The 21,984-nt window shown below is 44.3% G+C and carries 20 protein-coding genes; 8 read left to right on the forward strand and 12 right to left on the reverse strand.

Annotated features, from left to right (window positions below):
* Positions 1-363 precede the first annotated feature (363 nt).
* From LDK34_RS11745 to LDK34_RS11775, 7 genes are all read left to right on the forward strand, one after another.
* Positions 364-990 carry a cation efflux transmembrane domain-containing protein gene (locus tag LDK34_RS11745; protein WP_178942022.1) on the forward strand — a complete coding sequence of 209 codons (627 nt, stop codon included), beginning with the start codon at positions 364-366 and terminating at the stop codon, positions 988-990.
* Between the two features lie 175 nt (positions 991-1,165).
* A complete protein-coding gene (locus LDK34_RS11750; protein ID WP_178942021.1) occupies positions 1,166-1,501 on the forward strand; it encodes an ArsR/SmtB family transcription factor in 336 nt (111 codons plus the stop codon).
* A 64-nt stretch (positions 1,502-1,565) separates the two neighbouring features.
* Positions 1,566-1,976 carry a peptide deformylase gene (locus tag LDK34_RS11755; protein ID WP_178942020.1) on the forward strand — a complete coding sequence of 137 codons (411 nt, stop codon included), beginning with the start codon at positions 1,566-1,568 and terminating at the stop codon, positions 1,974-1,976.
* Between the two features lie 276 nt (positions 1,977-2,252).
* Complete coding sequence (locus tag LDK34_RS11760) at positions 2,253-2,999, forward strand: DUF2087 domain-containing protein (RefSeq protein WP_178942019.1); 747 nt, start codon at positions 2,253-2,255, stop codon at positions 2,997-2,999.
* A 32-nt stretch (positions 3,000-3,031) separates the two neighbouring features.
* On the forward strand, positions 3,032-3,475 hold the full coding sequence (locus tag LDK34_RS11765; protein ID WP_178942018.1) for a DUF6530 family protein: 444 nt from the start codon (positions 3,032-3,034) through the stop codon (positions 3,473-3,475).
* Positions 3,476-3,487: 12 nt separating this feature from the next.
* The gene (locus LDK34_RS11770) at positions 3,488-5,719 is read left to right on the forward strand and encodes an AAA family ATPase (protein ID WP_236941860.1); all 2,232 of its coding nucleotides are present in this window, start codon (positions 3,488-3,490) and stop codon (positions 5,717-5,719) included.
* Positions 5,720-5,764: 45 nt separating this feature from the next.
* Positions 5,765-6,127: a GIY-YIG nuclease family protein gene (locus LDK34_RS11775; protein WP_178942016.1), complete on the forward strand. Its 363-nt coding sequence runs from the start codon at positions 5,765-5,767 to the stop codon at positions 6,125-6,127.
* Between the two features lie 139 nt (positions 6,128-6,266).
* Here LDK34_RS11775 and LDK34_RS11780 read toward each other — a convergent pair whose 3' ends face one another.
* From LDK34_RS11780 to LDK34_RS11790, 3 genes are all read right to left on the reverse strand, one after another.
* Positions 6,267-8,306: a heavy metal translocating P-type ATPase gene (locus LDK34_RS11780; protein WP_236941861.1), complete on the reverse strand. Its 2,040-nt coding sequence runs from the start codon at positions 8,304-8,306 to the stop codon at positions 6,267-6,269.
* A 298-nt stretch (positions 8,307-8,604) separates the two neighbouring features.
* Positions 8,605-10,035: an amino acid permease gene (locus LDK34_RS11785; RefSeq protein WP_178942014.1), complete on the reverse strand. Its 1,431-nt coding sequence runs from the start codon at positions 10,033-10,035 to the stop codon at positions 8,605-8,607.
* A gap of 363 nt (positions 10,036-10,398) precedes the next feature.
* Positions 10,399-10,983 carry a TMEM175 family protein gene (locus LDK34_RS11790; protein ID WP_178942013.1) on the reverse strand — a complete coding sequence of 195 codons (585 nt, stop codon included), beginning with the start codon at positions 10,981-10,983 and terminating at the stop codon, positions 10,399-10,401.
* A gap of 271 nt (positions 10,984-11,254) precedes the next feature.
* Here LDK34_RS11790 and LDK34_RS11795 point away from each other — a divergent pair, with 271 nt between their 5' ends.
* The gene (locus LDK34_RS11795) at positions 11,255-12,028 is read left to right on the forward strand and encodes a (S)-acetoin forming diacetyl reductase (protein WP_178942012.1); all 774 of its coding nucleotides are present in this window, start codon (positions 11,255-11,257) and stop codon (positions 12,026-12,028) included.
* Positions 12,029-12,110: 82 nt separating this feature from the next.
* Here LDK34_RS11795 and LDK34_RS11800 read toward each other — a convergent pair whose 3' ends face one another.
* The 9 genes from LDK34_RS11800 to LDK34_RS11840 form a co-directional block, all read right to left on the reverse strand.
* Positions 12,111-12,881: an ABC transporter permease gene (locus tag LDK34_RS11800; protein WP_178942011.1), complete on the reverse strand. Its 771-nt coding sequence runs from the start codon at positions 12,879-12,881 to the stop codon at positions 12,111-12,113.
* 12 nt (positions 12,882-12,893) lie between these two features.
* Positions 12,894-13,796: an ABC transporter ATP-binding protein gene (locus LDK34_RS11805; RefSeq protein ID WP_178942010.1), complete on the reverse strand. Its 903-nt coding sequence runs from the start codon at positions 13,794-13,796 to the stop codon at positions 12,894-12,896.
* Positions 13,797-13,975: 179 nt separating this feature from the next.
* Complete coding sequence (locus LDK34_RS11810) at positions 13,976-14,908, reverse strand: quinone oxidoreductase family protein (RefSeq protein ID WP_178943540.1); 933 nt, start codon at positions 14,906-14,908, stop codon at positions 13,976-13,978.
* Positions 14,909-15,034: 126 nt separating this feature from the next.
* A complete protein-coding gene (locus LDK34_RS11815; RefSeq protein WP_178942008.1) occupies positions 15,035-16,357 on the reverse strand; it encodes an MATE family efflux transporter in 1,323 nt (440 codons plus the stop codon).
* 384 nt (positions 16,358-16,741) lie between these two features.
* Positions 16,742-18,520, reverse strand: coding sequence for an ABC transporter ATP-binding protein (locus LDK34_RS11820; protein ID WP_178942007.1), 1,779 nt, complete (start codon positions 18,518-18,520; stop codon positions 16,742-16,744).
* Between the two features lie 49 nt (positions 18,521-18,569).
* The gene (locus tag LDK34_RS11825) at positions 18,570-19,091 is read right to left on the reverse strand and encodes a MarR family winged helix-turn-helix transcriptional regulator (protein ID WP_178942006.1); all 522 of its coding nucleotides are present in this window, start codon (positions 19,089-19,091) and stop codon (positions 18,570-18,572) included.
* A gap of 165 nt (positions 19,092-19,256) precedes the next feature.
* The gene (locus LDK34_RS11830) at positions 19,257-19,910 is read right to left on the reverse strand and encodes a TetR/AcrR family transcriptional regulator (protein ID WP_178942005.1); all 654 of its coding nucleotides are present in this window, start codon (positions 19,908-19,910) and stop codon (positions 19,257-19,259) included.
* Positions 19,911-19,985: 75 nt separating this feature from the next.
* The gene (locus LDK34_RS11835) at positions 19,986-21,143 is read right to left on the reverse strand and encodes an ABC transporter permease (RefSeq protein WP_236941862.1); all 1,158 of its coding nucleotides are present in this window, start codon (positions 21,141-21,143) and stop codon (positions 19,986-19,988) included.
* On the reverse strand, positions 21,121-21,861 hold the full coding sequence (locus LDK34_RS11840; RefSeq protein ID WP_178942003.1) for an ABC transporter ATP-binding protein: 741 nt from the start codon (positions 21,859-21,861) through the stop codon (positions 21,121-21,123). Before LDK34_RS11840 ends, LDK34_RS11835 begins: the two co-directional genes overlap by 23 nt.
* Between the last annotated feature and the right edge of the window lie 123 nt (positions 21,862-21,984).

Genomic DNA, 21,984 nt, shown 5'->3' on the forward strand with positions numbered 1-21,984 from the left:
TAAACAACCGGCTACGGCGGTCATTGAACTATCGCTGCCCAGCCGATCTAATGCCTGAACTAGCTTAGCAACTAGACCACTTCTAAGAATAGATTCTTAGTGTTGCACTTGATTTGACAATTGAGGTGTCAAAAAAATTTTGTCATCTTTGTTTTTTTTCCATACCAATAAAATTAATCCAGCCGTTACCTCATTCTTTTCGGCGAATTTGTAGTTTGACCATTTTCAGGACTTAACATTGTTGTTTACGAATCAAAAGTGTAATGTTATTATCAACATATGAATAAAACGGCATATTTAAAGCGACTCTATTGGCCTTCAGATTAAGTTGTTCAATACGTTGCTCGATTGAGGAGAAAGAATATGCAAAATAACGCTGATTCAAACATGCTTGTTCGTCGAAGCATTCACACGGAGTACTTTTCAACCGGCTGGATGGCATTTGAATTCCTAGTCGGTCTTTATTCCGGTATTACGGCACATTCAATATTATTAATTGCATTTGGATTGGACAGTTTTTTAGAAATTATTTCAGGTAGCACACTGATTTGGCGTTTACGTAAAGAAGCAAATGGCGCAAGTCAGAGCGAAATTAATCACGCTGAACGTCGCTCCTCACTAATCGTTGGCTCGGTTCTCCTGCTATTATCTGTCTATGTCATTGGCGTTTCACTGTTCAATTTAGTCACACACCAGGCCGCAGACCAAAGCTTTTCCGGCATTGCGATCGCCATTGCGTCCGTTATCTTGATGCCTTTTCTAACTTTGCGCAAACGCGCTTTGGGCAAGGCTCTTCATTCAGCTGCCCTAGCGGAAGATGGAATGTGCAACATCACCTGTGCTTATATGGCTGCTACTGTATTAGTCGGCGGTGTTTTAACCGCACTATTCGGTTGGTGGTGGGCTGACTCCGTGGCCGCACTTGTGCTGGTTTACTTTATCGCCAGTGAGGGCTGGGAATCTTTCCAAGCAGGTCGCGGTAAGGACTAGCAAAAACTTCTGTAAATTAACACAACGGCAGGTTTGACGATTGCGTCAGACTTGCCGTTTTCGTTTGTCACAATTTGAATATTTTCACTTTTAAGTCGTACTTTTGAATGACTTCAAACGTTTACGCAAGTAGCCGAACATGCTAGACTCAACATATGAAATGAAAGGAATCGCTATGACAAACTCCAACAAACCGAACTTAATCGATTCATTTCATTTAAGTGAATCGACGCGTATCTTTAAATTGCTCAGCAACCCCTCACGTTTGCAAATTTTATACGTCTTGGAACAACGGGAATTAAACGTTAATGACTTGAGCACGTTGCTTAACTTAGAACAATCGGTCGTTTCGCATCAGCTTGCCCTGCTTCGAAAGCACCAGTTAGTCACAGCCAAGCGTGTTGGTAAGGCGAATTATTATCGGCTAGACGATCCTCACATTCTTGACATCGTCACGGAGACCCTTGAACATGCGGACCATGTAGTGCGTGGTAAAAAACACAATGAGTAACGCACTGTCGTCACGACTAATACTGCTGTCAGCCTACTACTTCGCCATTTAAAAGAGGTTCTTTATGATTCAACCCATCAATAAAAACATCAATAGTTTACAAGAAGTCGCTCAACCAGCGACACCCGCCGATCGACAGATCGTTACTGACCTTGTTGATACCTTACGAGCCCACCAAGACAATTGTGTTGGCATGGCTGCAAATATGATTGGGCAGACAAAACGCATCATTGCTTATCAACTCGGGCCAATGCTGGTGCCGATGATTAACCCAGTGATTACTCAAAAACAAGATGCTTATCAGACTGCCGAAGGCTGTTTGTCCTTATCAGGTCAACGACCGACAACCCGCTACCGCAACATCACCGTTCGTTACCAAACAACTGATTGGCAAACAAAAACGGCGTCATTCTCCGATTTCACTGCGCAGATTATTCAACATGAAATCGATCATTGCGACGGGATTTTAATTTAATGACTAGCTTACAAAATAGGATCAATATCCGGACAATTATGTTCGAATATTGATCCTATTTTATATTGATCACTGATTTCGCCAACAATGGCTCTAAGTGTTTGCATTAAATCGACTTCGCTACAGAGCGTTGATACCATGATCATCAGTGACAAAGCACTGTTAACATCCGTACTCAAAACCGGTGAAAATCAAATACTGTAATAAACAAAAAATAAAAGTGTTGACGAATACAGTAAACACATTTAATATACGTTTATTGATTGAGGTGATAATATGCTTTCAAATTACTCGCAACAAGAGTTGGAACAAGGTTGGCATCGTCAAGCAGACACTTTTTACTGTAATTACTGCGATACCAAATTTGAAGCCGACCAAGTTTATCAAATTAATGATCATTTTTTTGCTGCTGCAGCGGCAATTGAGCAACACATTCAAAACGTTCATCAAGGAAACGCGTACCAACTAATCCATGATGATTCAAAATACAATCAATTAACAGAGAAGCAGCAAGACTTACTAACCGCGTTTGCGACTGGTCAAAAAGACGCTGAGATTGCGCGCGGCATGAATGTTTCGGCCTCTACGATTCGCCATCAAAAATTTACGTTTCGAGAGAAAGCCAAACAAGCTAAGCAATATCTGGCTATGTACCACAATGTCTTTGAAATTAATCATGATCAATCAGACACCCTCATCCCAATTCCTGGTCACGTTGCCAGACCGGATGACCGATTCGCAATTACCAACGCTGAATGGCAGAACACTGTCGCGGAATATTTATCCGAAACAAACGGACAGCTGACCTTAAAGCGTTTGCCACGTAAACAAAAGCGAATCGTGGTCGTTCTCGACCGCATCACACAAAGTTTGCCAGCTGATGGTGAATGGGATGAGTTACAAATTACTGCAATTTTAAAGAAAATCAGCGATGACCCCGTAACATTGCGCCGCTATCTCATTGAATACGGCTTTATGGATCGTACTCGAGATGGCTCACGTTACTGGATTGTTAAGGACTGATTTTCCCGCTCAAATTAATCGAGGAAATTAACATGATTTACAAATCAATTTCAATCAACCCCAAGTTTGACCAAACGGATGGCCGTAGTACCGGCACCCATGCTATTGATACGGCAACTTATGGTGACAAACTTGGTTCTCGTCCTACGACTGGCGAACTCATGGTGCAACTCAATCAGGATGAAGCACAAACCATCCCTGCAACACGCATCTTAGATTTAGCGTTACTGATTCTCAGCACCAACGCCTACTTTATGGAGGCCGCCTACAAAATGGACGATCTATACGACCCAGATCACCTTGCGATCATCAAGCATGCGTTACAAGGGACCGGGTTCGAAATCAATGTTGATGCCAATAACGAAACCATTGCACACGACATCCAATTTTTCTATGACCAACTACAAAGTGACGGCGAGTTGTACGGTGAACGCTACCGACTACTTGCCGGAGAGTTAAGAAAACTGGGATATTAAGGAGTTAGAACCATGAGCACCACATTACAAAAACAGCGCACCGACTATTCCACCGTGGAACAAGCGATGATCTGGCAGAAACCCGCTTCTCACGTGACCAGTGAACAAGAGCGGCGCATCGCCAATACCATCGCTGCCACCTGGCAAATGCCGGAAATGCGCATTACAAATTTATTATTGGAAGGTGACGCCGGTTCCGGTAAAACGCAATTGGCTAAGGCCCTTTCTGCCGATTTACAGCTCCCCTACACAAAGATTACTTGTTTTGCAGACATGGATAAATCCGATATTTTCGGTTCTCTACTACCCGTTTTGGATGAAAATTCCGAACTACAAACCATCTTTAATGAGAGTCATTCACAAGCAGAAGTTATTGCGCGTTTGGCTGACCACTTGAAGTTGTCAACGAAAGATGCAAAGGCCTATTTGCAACACTATCAAGACAGTCGCCAATCAGTTAGCTATCGTTTTTATCCTTCCGAAATCGTTAAGGCCGTTCAAAACGGTTGCTTGCTAGAAATCCAAGAACCAACCGTCATTCGTGACGCGTCTGTGTTGGTTGCGTTGAACTCAGTTTTGGAACCTAACGGAACGTTGGAAACTCTACAAGGTCGAATTCAACGACATCCTGACACGGTCGTAGTGTTAACAACTAACCGAAACTATCAAGGTAACCGACCACTAAACGAATCTCTGCGAGACCGGATGCAGTATTCTGAAAAGATGGACTTACCGACCATTCCGGTCATGGTTGCCCGTGCTTCCGCAAAAAGTGGTCTGCATGACGAAAAATTGCTAACCATTATGGCGAATATTATTCGTTTACTTGATGAAACAGCAAAGGCCAATGGTATTCACGGTGTCGCTGGAATGCGTAGTTACCTTTATTGGTCTGCCAGCGCAACGTTCACAGATATTCTGAAATCGTTTGATCAGATGGTCCTCTATAAAGTCACGACTGACGAAATCGAAATTGACCTTTTGAAACAGGCAATTATAGATGCCGGCCTTTGGGATCAACTTGTCAGTTTGGTTACGCAAGCGGCTGTCAAACGGATCACTCCTGCTGTCACGCCACAAAAAGACGTTAAGCCGTCGGTCAGTGAACCGACCCTGTCTGCTGTTGATGACAAGAATAAGCCCGAACGAGATTCAGAAGCTGATAAACGACCCGTCTCACCTGACAATGAAAAATCGCTAGACACTAAGAGTGAAGATGATAACGTCCAACCAAATGGCGATAAACTCACAGCCGAAGGTGCCAAGCGTGACGCTGATCTGAACATAACCAGTACGACCGGTACCGAGCAACAAGAAGAAAGTTTTCACGAAGGCGAAACCCTTTCAATGCCAGTCGTTGATGCTGACGTGGCCAAACAGGCTCGAAAAGCGTTAAATCAATCAGCTCGCGAAAGTTTGAAAAACACTATTCATTCACATGAGGGCCTTATCGTTCACGTTCCCAAGATCACACCCACCGATGTCAAACTTGCTAATAAACACCTGCAATCCAACCATCTCATTACTGATCAATTAGTGCGACAGATGCGCGAAATCTTACAGAACGAACACGCTGGCGATGTCGCTAAGGGCAAGGTGTTTGGCCAACAATTCGATGCCAGTAAGGTGGTCAATCAAGATTTTGGCTACTTCACTAAAAAGAGAACGCCCGATGAAGACCCATCATTAGCGATTGCCGTCCGTGTTGATCAATCTGCTTCAATGGTTGAGGACGATCGCATCAAGCATGAGCAAACAGCAATCTTTGCCCTCACCGCCTTTTGTCGAGATCTAAATATTCCGCTGACCATTAATGGTGATACGGCAGATGTTAGTGAACGTGAACGAACTTCTATCTACGCTTATAAAGAATTTGACGAAGATTATGATACTGCCCTGCTACGTTTGACAACAATCAAAGCGTTGAATAACAATCGTGATGGCAGCGCCCTCAAAATTCTGGCGGACAAACTTGCCGCACGAACTGAGCAAACAAAACTGCTTATCAACCTTAGCGATGGTCAGCCAAAGGCCATGCCTAACTATACGGGTGACTTAGCCAAGAATGATTTGCAACATGTCGTTCATGAAGCTGAACGCGAAGGCATTGTCGTTCTCTCCGCCGCTCTTGGTGATGACGCTGAGACGCTGAAAGACATTTATGGTAACCAACGCTTTCTCGATTTTACAGACCTCAACAAACTAGCCACCAATTTGGTGCACGTCGTTATGAGGTTCGTATGAGCGTGATGCCGAGGCCAACAGAAAAGAGTAACAAAGGAGGAACTCATGAATCCCAAACGAAAACAAGAGCTGTTGGATCAATATGCAAAAATTGAAATCGATTATGGTGTGATTCAACTGAAAAATAAAGTGAACGGCAAAATATACATTGCCGCTGTGCCCAACCTCAAAAATCGGTGGTCCTTTTACCAACAAAATTTAAACAATGGTAGCTTTCCCAATCCGGACTTATTAAGTGACTGGCGAAAGTATGGCGCAAAGAACTTTGAGTTTAGCGAATTGTATCGAAAGGATGCCACTGACGTGTTAAACATGCAGCACACACTCAAGGAACTCAAAAAAGAGTGGCTTACAAAATTACAACCATTTGGCGACCGTGGATACAATCAACCCATGAAAGAATTGTAATCACAAAAAAAGGTGAAATCTGATACTACGTTTACCAAACGTAGCGTTGGATTTCACCTTTTTGTGATTGTGCAGTTTTCCTTAATCACAGAAGCTGCCATCCTATCCGCAAAACCAATTACACCTTGATTAACTCACCTTAAATTTTCAACGTTTGTGCATTGATGGCAACAACCACCGTACTGAGCCCCATGAGTAACGCACCAACGGCCGGGCTAAGAATTACGCCGACAAATGCGAGAATCCCTGCAGCCAACGGAATGGCAAAGATGTTATAACCAGCCCCGAACCATAAGTTTTGGACCATCTTCCTTGTTGTGTTATGCGCTAAATCGAGAAAGTGCAAGATATCGGATGGGTCGCTTCGAACCAGCACGATGTCGGCAGAATCAACGGCAACGTCTGTGCCAGCGCCAATAGCAATGCCAATATCCGCGCGAACTAGACTCGGTGCATCATTGACACCATCGCCAACCATTGCAACAACTAAGCCTTGATCTTGGTATTGTTTGACAATAACTTCCTTATCTTCCGGCTTCAGTTCACCATGCACGTCTTCGTCAGGAATGCCCAAACGCTTGGCAATCAGTTCAGCAACCTGTTTGTTATCACCCGTCAGCATAACTGGCCGGATGCCGCGAGCCTTTAAGCCATCGATCAAGGCTTTTGAGCTTTCCTTCAATTGATCACCTTGAGCAACCCACCCCAAAAAGCGATCGTCGCTAACCAAGAAGCTCACCGTGTTGCCCTGCAACGACAGTTCATTAAATTTGCTCTGATCATAATCGATCTTGTTTTCAACCACATAGCGTTCGTTAACAATTGCGACATGCTGATCCTGATAGTTGCCCTCAATCCCCGTTCCGGGCAAGTTATTGATATTGTCTACAGGGACACTCGCCTTGTGTCGAGCATCGAGTTCTTTAATAATACCAACCGACAGCGGATGTGAAGACCCGGTTTCCAGACCACCCATAACAGCCAGCACGCTATCGGCATCGTAGTCTGGTGTGAAGCTTTCAACATCCGAAACAGCGAAGTTGCCTTCTGTCAACGTCCCTGTTTTGTCCATCATAACCGCGTTCAAATGACGTGCATCCTCCAGCGCTTGGCGTTTACGCGTTAATAATCCATTCTTGGCCCCAATAGATGTGGAACGCGCCACGACCAGTGGAATAGCGAGACCCAGTGCGTGCGGACATGCGATAACCAGAATTGTCACCATTCGTTCTAACGCAAAATTAAAGTTTTTGTTGATAATCCACCAGAGGACAAACGCAATTAGAGCAATGCCAACAGCTACATAGACAAGCCAGCCGGCTACACGATCGGCGACACCTTCAGCGTTGGACTTTTCCTTTTGCGCATTATTGACCAACTGCATAACTTGTGACAGATATCCGGATTCTCCAGTTCCGGTAACCTTAACTCGGATAACGCCGGCGCCATTTGTCGATCCTCCAATAACCTTGTCACCGTCGCCTTTCGTGACGTCACGTGCTTCACCAGTGACCATCGCTTCATTAACTGACGTTTGCCCATCGACAATCGTGCCATCAGTCGGAATATTCTCACCAGCCTTAACTAACACTGTTTGGCCGACCTGAACTTCTGACAATGGCACGTCGTTTGTGGTGCCATCAGCCCCCACCAGTGTTGCGTCATTTGGCAGTAGCGCAGCCATTTTCTGTAGTGCATTTCCAGCGGACATCACGGCATTCATTTCAATGACGTGTCCCAACAGCATAATGTCAATCAGTGTGGCTAATTCCCAAAAGAAATCCATGACGTTTGTGCCACCGACAAACGTATTCATAATAAATGCATAAATGCTGTAGAAATACGAAACGGAAATCCCAATTGCAATTAATGTCATCATTTCCGGATGACGATCCTTTAGTTCAGCACGTGCGCCACGAAGGAATGGTGCCCCGCCGTATAAGTACATAAACGATGCCAGAATCACCAGTAACCATTCTGATCCAGGAAAAGCGAGACCTGGATAAAAACGATTCATCAAAACAGGTGACAAGATCACAACTGGAATCGAAACAACCAACGACACCCAAAATTTTTGCGTAATGTTACCCATATGCATCATCTCACCACCGTGTTGCATCAGGTCACTATCATTATTCATATCCATTGTCGGCTGATCCTTCATATTCATATTCTTCATGTGGCAACCTTCTCTCTTGTAGGTCAACTGGTCACAAACATTTCAACGCGAAAATCCGAAAGTAAAATGTTTCCGTATAACAATTATTTACGCTTAATCATAATCAGTCCCCGATATTCGCGCTAACAAAGCCAACCAGTGAGAAAAAGTCAGCATCATTTTTGAGCCAATAAATCGTAAGTTTTCCGTTTTAATCTGTATTTGAGGACATCAAAAAGCCGACTCTATTACAGAGCCGGCTTAGACACCGAACTTTTTAACTATTAATCGTCCATCAATCCTTTTAATTGAATAACTGTTAATCCTTTTTTTCATATGGTTCATGCTTGTACTCACCAGGTTCGGGCGTTGCCTTCCCAGTCCAGCGACGGACGAAGAACAATAAACTGAGCAAACCCAGAACACCAAACCCAATGCTGACGGAAATGCGCGTATCTGGATTGATGAACATAAAGATTACCACTAAGATCAGAGCGAAAATTGTAAAGTAGTTAGAATATGGATACCATGGCATTTTAAACGGATGTGTTTTCATCACATCAGGATTAGCATGACGGAATCGTAGCTCCGACAATAAAATAACGAACCACGGCACCATCCCCGGTAACACGCTTGAACTATAAACCAAAACAAAGATATTCGCCGTTGCATGATTCACAACGGACAATAACGTATTCAAAATCAGGCCAATCAAAATGCCAGCAGAAATGCACAGTGTTGCGCGTAATGGCACTTGACGACGGGATAGTTTACCAAGGCCATGATACGTTTCACCGTCTCGAGCAAGTTTGTACAACATCCGACTGGAACTGTAAATCCCTGAGTTGGCACCGGACATCGCCGCCGTCAGCACAACAAAGTTAATAATCCCGGCTGCCCCAGCAATCCCCACCTTAGAGAAAGTTTCAACAAACGGTGATCCCAATGCAGCCAAGTGATTCCACGGATAAATCGTCACGATAACAAAGATTGCGCCGATATAGAAAATCAGGATCCGCCAAACAATTGATTTAACAGAAGATACGATGGCTTTTTGTGGATCAGCGGCCTCACCAGCAGTAATTCCTAGGACCTCAATCCCCTGATACGATCCAATAATCACAGACATGGCGAAAATGAAACCGCGAATACCACCAGTAAAGAATCCACCATGAGACCATAAATTACTGAGACCTAGTGGGTGCCAATGATTGCCCAAGCCAGCAAAGATGACCAACACACCCAAAACAATCATTAAAACAATCGTGACCACTTTAATCATTGCAAAGTAAAATTCCAATGTGCCATACGCGCGGGCCGATGCTAAGTTTGCCAACGTCAAAAGAACAATCACAACTACCCCAGCAATCCAATCAGGCAGGTTCGGCCACCAGTAATGTAAGTATTGACCGACCGCAATCACTTCACTGATCCCGACGACTATGTACTGAAAGACATTGCTCCACTTGGTCAAATAGCCAGCCAACGGGTGAATATAATTCGTCGCATAATCGGCAAACGAACCAGTCGTAGGATTCACATAAATCATTTCACCTAATGCACGCATGACCAAGTACAGTAGCAGCCCAACGAAAGCATACGCAAAGACAACGGATGGCCCCGTCCATTTAATTGTTGACGTTGATCCTAAAAATAGCCCAACTCCGATGGTTCCCCCAAGGGCAATCATCTGCATTTGATTCGACGATAACGATCGTTTTAACTCACTTTTTGGCTCTGACTCACTCATATGAATCTCCTCCTGATTTGGTCAAACTTTTTTACTGGGTCGCAGCATCACTTCAATAAAAAAGGCCAGCCGCGATGTCCTTTGACAGACACTTTGGCTGGCCACTTTTGCGATAATCAACAACTACCACAAAAGCCCCAGCCACGTCATTGTGGTTGAGGTTGTGGTAGTTGTGTTGAGGCTGGCGTCATTAACTTGATCTAAGTTTAAATATTTCATTCTAACGCCTCCTCATCGTTTTTTCCTTGATTTGTAAGTTACCACTCATAACTAAACATTGCAACTGAAAATTCGTATCGACCTGTACCAAACCATCGTTTGACCACCAGAAAAGCAAGTAGCATTCTGCTCATTTCCATATGTTTAAGCTGATAACTGCCGGCTTTGATGACGGTTGGAAATAATCTGGATGATCACTGTCACAATCGGCGTCAACATGCCAATCTCTGGAATCACAAAAATCAGTGCAGTCGCCACAACTGTCCAAATGATATTACTCGTCAACATGACGCTACCAGCCTGCCGTCTGATAAATTCTTTCATTTCCGGCACATCTCGGTTCTCACGAATAATGAGAAACGACATTAACTGGGCAGAAAGTAGCCACAAAAGCGCAACCATTAAGTAGACGAGCTCTGCACCCCAGTAACTCGGATAACGGCCAACGAATGCCGTGGTCACTGGTAGAAAAGAGAGCACGAATAACCACACACAGACGCCAATGAAACCGCCAAGTTTGACCCGTTTAATTGCCAAAAACATCCCGTGCTGCACGTACCAACTGAACATGACCAAAATAAACGTCATCAAATACGAAAACGCCATCCGCCACTCACTGAAAAACATTTTTAAACTTGGCTCATCTGGCACCTTAATTTCCAAGATCAGTACTGTTAATACAATCGCAATAATGGCATCAATAAATGCCTCAACCCGACTTTTGTTCATATGGTCATCCCCCAAGATAAGTTAATCATAAGCGTTTTACCCGAGTTAAACACGAATAAACATGCAGACATCACTAATTTCTTTTCAGTGATTGTCTACACTCACACAAAAACCACAGCTGATTTTAGTTACCTTTTCAAAGCACACTGAGGTGAATTTCCACGACTATTATCGGTTTGTTCGCAAACGTCACATCGTCGATGCAATTGTTTGCTTTTCCCGACTTTATTAAGTATTCTGCCTGTGTAACATACTTTAAGGAGGCAATATCATGGCTAATAAGGTTGCAATGGTAACGGGTGGGGCACAAGGAATCGGTGAGGCAATCATAAAACGACTATCAAAAGATGGCTTCTCGGTTGCTGTAGCTGATTTAAATCTAGAACGCGCGCAAAAAGTCGCCAATGATGTTAACGACGACGGTGGTAAAGCAATCGCAGTTAAATTAAATGTTGCAGAACGTGACGAATTCTCACAGGCTGTTAACGACGTGGCTAGTCAACTTGGTGGCTTTGACGTTCTTGTCAATAACGCTGGGCTTGGACCAACAACCCCTATCGAAACAATCACACCTGAACAATTTGACACCGTATACCACGTCAATGTTGCCGGTGACTTGTGGGGAATTCAAGCCGCTATCAAACAATTTAGATCATTGGGTCATGGCGGTAAAATCATCAATGCTACCTCGCAGGCCGGTGTCGTTGGTAACCCTAGCCTTGCACTCTACAGTGGTACAAAGTTTGCCGTCCGTGGTATTACACAAGTTGCGGCGCGTGATTTAGCCAAGGATAACATTACGGTTAACGCTTATGCGCCAGGGATCGTTAAAACGCCAATGATGATGGATATTGCCCATCAAGTTGGTCAGAATGCTGGTAAAGACGATGAATGGGGAATGCAAACCTTTGCAAAAGATATTACCCTAGGCCGGTTGTCAGAGCCTGAAGACGTTGCAGCAGCAGTATCATTTCTCGCCGGTCCGGATTCAGATTACATCACTGGGCAAACGATAGAAGTGGACGGTGGCATGCAGTTCCATTAAAAACAATATAAAGGCTCAGAGATTACTGGCTGGCGTTAACCGGCGATTAATCCCTGAGCTTTTTAATTAATTCTATTTCAGCTTAAACATTACGCTTCCGGAATAGCAGTAACCCAATGAGCAGGAATAATGCAATATATCCGACATTGCCCCAAAACAACTGTACGTCTGACAAACGTGTCAGTTTGGACAGACTCGGTTCGAGAACCTGTGAACCGTAGTTTAAAAAGTTGATAGGATTCCACTTCAGCCATTCGTGACTATGAATCAATATAAACATCACGCTACTTACAATGTTTAAAACAAAGTACCCCAAAATACCAACAGAAATGGCAACAGCCGAACTCTTGAACAATGTGGCTAACAAAAACACCAAACTAATCAGAAGCCATAACGTTAATAATCCAGCCCCAAGGTTGGCTAACCAATCCTGCCAGATATCATTGTTATAACCAGTACCCGTCAATGAAAACTTATCATTCACAAAAACGAATTTGGCAATCAAGGCTAATACAGCAGTCATGACATACAAGTACAGTGAGTAAGTTAAAATGACAAGCCATTTGCTAACTAGAATCATGCTTCGCGAATAACGCTGTGATACAACTGTTTTAATAGTGCCATACTGAAATTCCATCGTAACAATCGAGGCAGCAGCCGCGATTAAGAAAAACATGATAAACGTTGTCGAACCAAAATTAGTTGTAAACAAAACTGATGCTGAGAAATACTTCGGTTGCAACCGACTAGTCAGCGCAAACCCGAAAACAATCAGCGCCAGTACAATGGAAATCCATAAGGTACTTTTCTTTTTCAATAATTTAAACGATTCCTGTTTATATAACGTCCACATACTACCGCCTCCTTATTTTTGATCCTCTGAGTCAAGCAGCTTTAAAACCGATCCCTCAAGATCCTCATCCTGATGTTGAACATCAGTCACGGTAACTTGATTGTCAGATAATGTTTTCAACACATCTGCAACTGCGTCATCCGTTTTGGTTTGAATCTTCACTTCAACGTCACCAACCAGCTTATAACCTGTCTCGGACAAGACCTGCTTGGCTTTCACATCATCAGTTGTTGAGACAACGACAAAATGATTGTTAGACTCCAGTAAAGCATCCATAGTTGTTTCCTGAACGATTTTACCGTGATCGATAATAATCAAGTCCTCAGCCAACTTCTGCAGTTCACTTAAGATATGACTCGAAATCAAGAAAGTGACGCCTTCATCACGTTTAGCAATAATCAAATCACGAAGTTCCTTCGTCGCTTGCGGATCTAACCCGTTCATCGGCTCGTCCAAGATAACTAACTTTGGATTATTTAAGAAAGCCATGGCAATACCCAACTTTTGTTTCATCCCCAGCGAGTAATTGCGAGCTTTCGTATCAATGTATTTATCCATATTCAACGCATCGACTAATGCCTGAATGTCCTGAGTATTTTTGTTACCCATGGCAAATAACTTCAAGTGGTCACGGCCACTTAAGTATGGATAAATGCCAGGATATTCAATTAAGGCTCCTACCTCATCCAATACTGGATGATGGTCAAAGGTACTTTTCTGTCCGTCAATTGTGACCTCACCAGTCGATGACGTCAGGCTCAAAACGGCCTTCATAATCGTTGTTTTCCCTGCCCCGTTTGCACCAACTAAACCCACAATGCGACCCGGTGCACATGAAAACGAAATTTTATGTAAGACCTGTTTGCGGCCAAACGACTTATTCAGATTCTTAACTGTTAACACTGCTTCTGCCATTCGTTTCACTCCTCTACATGTATGTCTTTCTGCAACTTCTCCCCACACTGAAATGCCACCTACGGACCTTCTGTGTTGATGATAGTTTACCATATCGCAACCGCTAACATGAATGTAATCAACTCATAACAAAAGGCTGTTGCACATTTTTTCAATGTACAACAGCTCTTCTTGATACCCTATTCCACATCACGCTCGACAATAATCCGACCGTCCGTGTGCCCTGTTTCGTTCAGCTCACTGGCAACCACAACGCCGGCCAAGGTAAACGGAAACCGCTTTGCGATTCGGACAGATAGTGAACCGGTATCCATGAGTTGCTTAAGTGCCTGCATCGCCTGGCGTACATGACTCGCGTCTACTGGATGAATGTGAACCTGTTCAACATTTGGCTTATTACCGGCACTTTCCTCACGACCAACTGTTGCCACGGTGCCACCCAGTTTAACTAAGGCCATCATTGCATCAGCATGACCGCCCATAAAGTCCACGTTAATGACCACATCCGCTGAATCGGCAAACGCACCATCTTCAGTAACTTGCGCATACGTTGCGACTTCACTAGCACCAATTTGGCGAACATAGTCCAAATCCTCAGCCCTCGCAATCCCAATGACGGTACTGGCGCCAAGCGCTTTCGCAAACTGAACGGCCATCGCACCAATGCCACCGCTAGCGCCTAAGACTGCCACTGTTTGCCCCATCTGAACTTGACCAAACACGGTGAGCGCATCATATGACGTCATCGCAACAGTGGGTAACCCGGCAGCATCAGTAATTGGGAACCCCTCAGTTAATTTAATCGTCGTCGACTCTGGCGCAACAGCTTGTTCCGCGTAACCACCGCCTTCAATGTGAGCGACAACCTCGTCGCCCACTTGAAAGTTAGTCACCTGCTTGCCAGCTGCTGAAACGGTTCCGGCAACATCGAACCCAGGAATTGTTGCCTTGCCACCACTAAAACCGCTCCGTCGAAATGCATCCACATGATTCAAACCAAACGCAGCGACATCAATAACGACCTCATCCGAAGCCGGTTTCGGTGTTGGCAACTCAATCTCCGTAAAGGCATCAGCCGCTGCGCCATCCGTTTGATACCCAAAAGCCTTCATAATCCTGCCTCCACATCATCATGTTTTTAATACACGACATTATCGGACAGAAATACATAGAAAACGATTAATTCATTTTGAAATGAACGGTCAGCGAACTAATAAGAAAGTTGTCGTTTGCTCAGACTATTTCATCCTTCGAAAATCCTGCCGATAAATTACCAGCCCTAATAAACAGGTCAGTACATCCGCCAATGGTTGCGCCCAAACAACGCCCAGATAGCCCCACAACATGTGAGCCACGTAAATCACGATGGCAAAGATGACACCCTGTCGCGAAATGGCCAGCAAGAAGGCACCCAGCGCTTTGCCCGTCGACTGAAAGACCGTGGTGAACACGAGGATTGCACCGATGAATGGGGTTGTGCTTAGCAATGCTCTCAGCAGTAATACACCCGCAGTCACAATCGTTTTTTGCGTCATGAACAAACGAACGATAACCGGTGCCAATAACATTAAAATAGCAGCAAAAATTACTGAAAAGACGACTTCCACTAACAAGTCAAAATTCACGATTTGGCGAAAGCGTTTCTGATTATGAGCACCGTAGTTATAACCAACCAAGGGCTGAGCGCCAAATGCAAAACCGACCATCACCAACATCACAATCATGTAAATTTTCGTGGCAATCCCGAAGGCAGCCACTTGAGCGGCGCCATACCGCACCAAGAAATTATTGAGTAAGGCAGTACCAAAGGCCTGCATAAGATTGGTCATTGAGGCAGGAATACCAATCACTAAAATGGCCCCGGCAAACGCAAAAGTCGACCTTTTAATGTGCCAGCTTAGGCTAATGACCCGACACCGTTTGATCACGTATGCACCCAAAATCAAATCAGTTACGAGATAACCAATGACAGTTGCCAAGGCAGCTCCTGCCGCATATAAATGAAAGCCGAAAATTAGTAACGGGTCGAGTAAAATCGTTACGACCAAACCTGCAACACTACCAATCATCGATTCACGTGCTAGTCCTTCTGTACGAATCAAGTTGCTAGGCACCAGCGACACAATAATCAGCGGCCCACCAATCGCCATAATCCGATAGAAGGCACTTGCAAACGGACGAATGCCGCTACTAGCCCCAAACGCAGTGAGAATGGGCGCTTCAAATATCAGTAAAATGCCCGCCGTCAGAATGCCGACAACAATCGCCGCATAAAAACAAATACGACTTACTTGACTGGCCGACTCATGTTGTTTGCTACCCAACATTTTGGACACCAGCGCACTGCCGCCTAGGCCGAAGACATCCCCAATCGCTAACATAATGGAAAATAATGGTGTACAAACGGTTACCCCAGCCACAATGTTGGGATTCTGCGTTTGTGAAATGAAGAATGTGTCTACCAGGTTATAGATCATGCTGGCAATCATACTGATGACAACTGGCATGGCGAGTGTGAAGTACGCGCGTGGAACTGACGTCTTAGTAAATAAAGTATCCATATATTGTATAGTTTCTCTTTTCTGCGTTAAGGTCGTGTATTTAGCATAGCATTAATACTACGCGCGCATAATAGAAGAAATTGGTGTGCGGACATTCATGGCATTAGGACATACCTTTTCACTTTTGGAGATTGCTTTCTTTCAACGAACTGCAAAAACACCAAATTTTCGCTTTTATATTGTCGCAAACGCGCTCTCGATTCCTGACTCACTGCGCACAACACAAATTTTACTAAACCAAACTATCCTTCCATATTGTCGCAAACGCGTTCACAACCCCAAAGACCTGCGCACAATTAAAATAAGACACCGCACAAGCAAAGTTCGCTTGCACAGTGCCTTATTTCCATTGTTGCTCGGTCTTTAGACGGGGTTGTTCTCGCTCTATTCCTTAAACTGAATCCTCACGTATTCTCGGTAAAGTGGCAATTCGTCCATGAGTGCCTGATGCTTGCCGTGGCCACTCACATGACCATTTTCAATGAAGTAGATGTCGTCAGCGTCGACGATCGTGCTCAATCGGTGCGCGATGATCAATGTTGTTCGGCCCTTCATCAATTCGCCCAAGGCCTTTTGGACCATCGCTTCGGATTCGGAATCTAGACTCGCTGTTGCTTCATCTAACATCAGAATCTTTGGGTCACGGAGGAAAGCTCGGGCAATGGCTAAGCGTTGTCTTTGACCACCACTAATTTTCACGCCACGTTCACCAACCTGCGTATCCAAACCATCTGGCATTTCGTGCACAAACTTATCTGCATAAGCTAATTCAAGCACATGCCAGAGTTCGTCATCCGTGTACGTTTTGTCCGCGCCATAAGTTAGGTTGTGACGAATCGTACCAGCCATAATGGCAGAATCTTGGCTCACATAACCAATCTGAGAACGCCAGTCTTTCAAATTGACGTTTGCAACATCCTTGCCGCCAATCGTAATTTTCCCACTAGTAGGTTGATAGAAACGTTCTAGTAGACTAAAGATAGTCGACTTCCCGCCACCTGACGGTCCAGCAAACGCTATGACACTGTTTGGCTTGGCCTCAAAGTTAACATCGTGTAAAACGGGACCGTCATCGTCATAAGCAAAGTCGACGTGTTCCATTGCCACCGTTTGGTCGGTAACAGATTCACTGTCGCCATCCGTAAATGATTCTTCAGGTTCCTTCAATAAATCTTGAACTCGTTGTGTCGAACCGTTTGTCTTCGCTAATGTCGTGAAGAATTGGCCAAGTGAGCCAACTGGTCCGATAACTTGAAACAAATACATCATGAATGACAATAATGTCCCCATCGACATCGTGCCATCAGCGACTCGAACAGCTGCGTAACCCAGCAAACCGATAAACATAGCCAGCATTAACGTGTTCATGACCGGGCTAGCAATGGAATCAAAAATGGCTTCTCGCATCCCAATGTGATATAGCTTATCAATCTGTTTGTATCCAGAAGTTGTTTCATATTCCTCAGCATTTGAAGATTTTACCAACCGAATTTCGCCCAACGATTCGCCAGTTTCACCATTAAATGAAGCTAGGGCATCCTGCCGCTGCAGCCCAATCTTGCTGGATTGCCGCATAATTGGCCGCATTACCACCATGACCAACGGAATGGCAACAATCATGACCAGTGTCATTTTCCAGTCCATCAATGCCATGATGATCAGCGCGCCGACTAACTGCAAAAGTGAATTAGCCATCTGTGGAAAGGCGTTGGCCAATAAATCTTTAATCTGGGTTGAGTCATTCACCAGCCGTGAAGTCATTTCACCGGCTTTCACGTTATCAAAATAGTTAACGTGCAAACGAATCAACTTTTGCCACAAAGTGCGCCGCAATCGAGCGACAATGTTTTCACCAAAGAAACCCAGCATCGTCCCTGACAAGGCGTTGATTAAGGCACTCGCCAAAAACAGGACAACCGCAATAATCAACAACGTGGAATTGAATCCTGATTTAAGTCCGTTGATAATCCCTTGGGCCATTTTCGGCACCGCCAACTGCGCACCCGTCGCAATAAAACCAAGGATTAACCCCAACCATAACTGCCAATACTTCGGTTTCGTTTGACGAATCAGGTTTAAGAACCCTTTAAAGTCAAACTTTGTCCGTGTGTATTGGGCGTCCTGTGAGCTGCCACCGCGTGGCCCGCCTGCTCTACGATCCATAATGTTGCCTCCAAAAATTTTTCTTTAGTCCTTTGCATCTCGACTTTGTTTAAAACCAGCGTTGCTCAAAATTACCGCGATGTGGCCATCCTTGGTCGCCGCCCATAAAGTCCCGCCAATCTAAATCTGCCGTACCTTTATTTAACTTCTCCAGCAACCGGTTTAACTCTACTTGTTCATCCTCGGTTAATGTGCCAAAGACCTGGCTTGCCATGTCATCAACCTGATCATCTTGCTTAGCAAACATGTCGATGCCGGCTTGTGTCATCTTGATGATGACGGTGCGTTTATCCGTTTCACTGGGCACTCGTTCGACCATGTTAACGGCTTCCAAACGATTGACCATGGCACTAACTGAGCTGGGCCGAATATCTAATAGCTGTGCGATTTCTGCGTTTGTTAACCCTGCCGGTGTTTGATACAAAACTTGTAACAGCCGCAACTGGCCACGTCCTTCACTTGGTGCCCGCCGGCTCGTCAAATCACGCTGATGTAACACTGCCATCATAAATAATCGATTTTGCATTAATGAACCGAAACGATCTAATAAATCACGACTTTCATCTGCCATAATTGGCCTCCTGTATTTCAATCCTTATTTTAAAATTAAATTCTTTCCACTGGAAATTTTCGAGCAAGGATTATGTTAGCCTTTTAGTTAGTTTTATGCAATAAAAACTAACAATTATCTTAAATAAAAGCAGCAATCACTGATAGAATGCGGCTTTAAGTAAAACTATTTAATTGGTGTTAAACCCCGAACCAGGAATTCGGTGGCTTCTGAACATGATTTTTCAATATCCAACTGATCCGCCTTGCCGATTAAAACGGCAGGAACGATGTAACTGCCTGCTACACCAAGAAAATACCGAATAATTCGTTCTGTAGGCCAATCAACTAATATGCCACGATCTTTGAATGTCTGTAGACTCTTACCAAATGTGTTCAGAATCCGTGACACGATCTTGTCAACAAACGACTGAATCATGTCGCTGTTCCGAATGATTTCTTGAACTAGAATCTTCAGCTGCTTTTGGTTAGCAATGGCAAACGTCATTCGATCCTTAATCACGTAGTTAAAGAACGCCGTTAAATCATCAAAACGTAGATCCTTAACCTCCGTCAAGAACTCAGTTGCCGCCATGGGCACGACTTGGTCTAAAAAAGGATTCAATAGTGCTGCTAAAATACCATCTTTCGTCTTAAACTGTTTGAACACTGTACCTTCGGAAACGCCAGCCTGTTTAGCAATTTCACTAGTACTCGTCCCATCAAATCCCTTCTCTGCGAAGAGGTTTAGACTCACTTTGAGCACCGACTGTTGTTTAGCTGTCAGCTTCGATTCCTGGAGTGTTTTGTCAAACAGTGTTTCAACATTACTAATTTCCATGTGTTTTTACTCCAAAATTTTGTCTACCTTTTAATTTAACCGCACATTGAGTTAAATACCAGTCATTCCGGCAAATTAAACCTGCCGATATTTGCGCATGGTAAGCAAGTTTAATACTAAGAAGACAGCGGCAAATAACAAGAGAATACTCAAGTTCGGTAACACATTCATAAACCCAACGCCTTTCTGGACTACGGCACTCATGCTTGAAGCACCATAGTACAAAGGCATGATATAGGATACTGGCTGCAACCAGCCTGGCAGCGAACTAATCGGAATAATCCCGGCGAAGAAAATCTGCGGAATAGCCACGATGGGAATGAACTGAATCATTTGGAATTCACTGGATGCAAACGTGGAAATCAGGAGCCCCAGCGTCAGGGCAACCATCGCTAATAGCACGTTAATCAACAGGACGAGCCAGATGCTGCCGAGAATTTGAATCTTGAAAACGTACATTGTGAATAACACAATCAACAAAGTTTGGATGAACGCAAACGCGCCATAACCACACAGATAACCTGAAATGATTTCACCACGTTTAACGGGCGTTGCTAACAAACGATACAAAGTACCAGTCGTTCGTTCCCTCAACAATGCAATCCCTGAAATTAAGAAAACGAAGAAGAAAACAACGAAGCCCATCATAATCGGCAACAGTGTATTAAAGAATGTAGAATCCTTACTGCCGTAAAGATAGTGTGTCTTGGTCGTATAGCTAGTACTCCCTAGCTTAGCTTTCAGGTTACCAGCGTCAGCAGTTGCGTTCACCGGTGTGTGGGTTGCTGCACCAAGGGCCGCCTGCATCTTTTGTAATGCTTGAGCCTGCGTTTTAATGGTTGTGGCTGCTACTTGCCCTTTCAGCTTAGCCTGCGCAGCTTGCAAACTTTGTTTGATCACAGCGCTCTTACTTTGGTCGGTGTTAGCCAACGTTAACGTCAGTTTGTCACCATTTTGACTAAGCATGCCTGCGTAATCATGTTCACGGATAATTGTCTTAGCAGACTTGTCTGAGCTGACATCGTGAATCGTGATGTGCTTATTCTTAATGGCCGTCACCATACTGCTGTCAACGTTGCGTGTTGCCAACGAAGCAGTCGTTGTGGTATTCCCCTGAAACAGAAAGTAGACCAGTGACAGAATAAATAATGGTGCGATAAACATTAGGGCTAACGTGCGTTTGTCACGCAGCATTTCCCGAAAGACTCTTCTAATCATTGCTAGCGTGCGCATCTTGATCCCTCCCTGCTTGTAAAAAGACTTCTTCAACTGAATTAACATGATATTGACTAATCAGATCATCCGGCGTGCCTTGTGCGATGGCGCGGCCACCACGAATCATCATCAGATAACTGGATTGCTCAGCATCTTCCATAACGTGCGTCGTCAATAGAATCGTCTTACCTTCGTCTGCCAAACGATGCAATTCTTTCCAAATCTGTTGCCGCAATTCCGGATCAATTCCGACAGTTGGTTCATCTAAGATGAGCAATTCAGGATCAGCTAACAGTGCGATTGCCAATGACAACCGCCGCTTCATCCCACCGGAATAATCCTTCACGTACTTATCCAAGTCATCGTTTAGATTAACAATGCCCGTTGCATAGGGAATTTGTTTTTGTAATTCTGCTTTACTCATCCCCTGCATTTCGCCAAAGAACGTTAAATTTTCGCGGGCCGTTAACACTGAATATAAGGCATCCGTTTGTGCCATGTAACCAATTCTGCCGAGCAACTTCCGATTTGGCATCGGCGTGCCCAATACAGTTACAGTGCCTTGCTTTGGTTTCAACATCCCCATGATCGTACTGACCAATGTTGTTTTACCGGCGCCACTGGGACCAATTAAACCAAGAATATCGCCGTTGTTAATATTTAGATTAATATCATTCAAAATGATGCGTTTGCCATAACCTTGCTGCAGGTTAGCAACTTTAATGACTTCTGTCATGACGTTCACCTCTGTTTGTTTAAGTGAGTGACTACTTACTTACTGAATATAGTACAAACCGTCACGTCACATTGTCAACAAAAAACACGACTTCCGTTTGAAAATCGTGTTAGACAATCCGCT

Source organism: Furfurilactobacillus milii (assembly GCF_021654115.1).
Classification (GTDB): domain Bacteria; phylum Bacillota; class Bacilli; order Lactobacillales; family Lactobacillaceae; genus Furfurilactobacillus; species Furfurilactobacillus milii.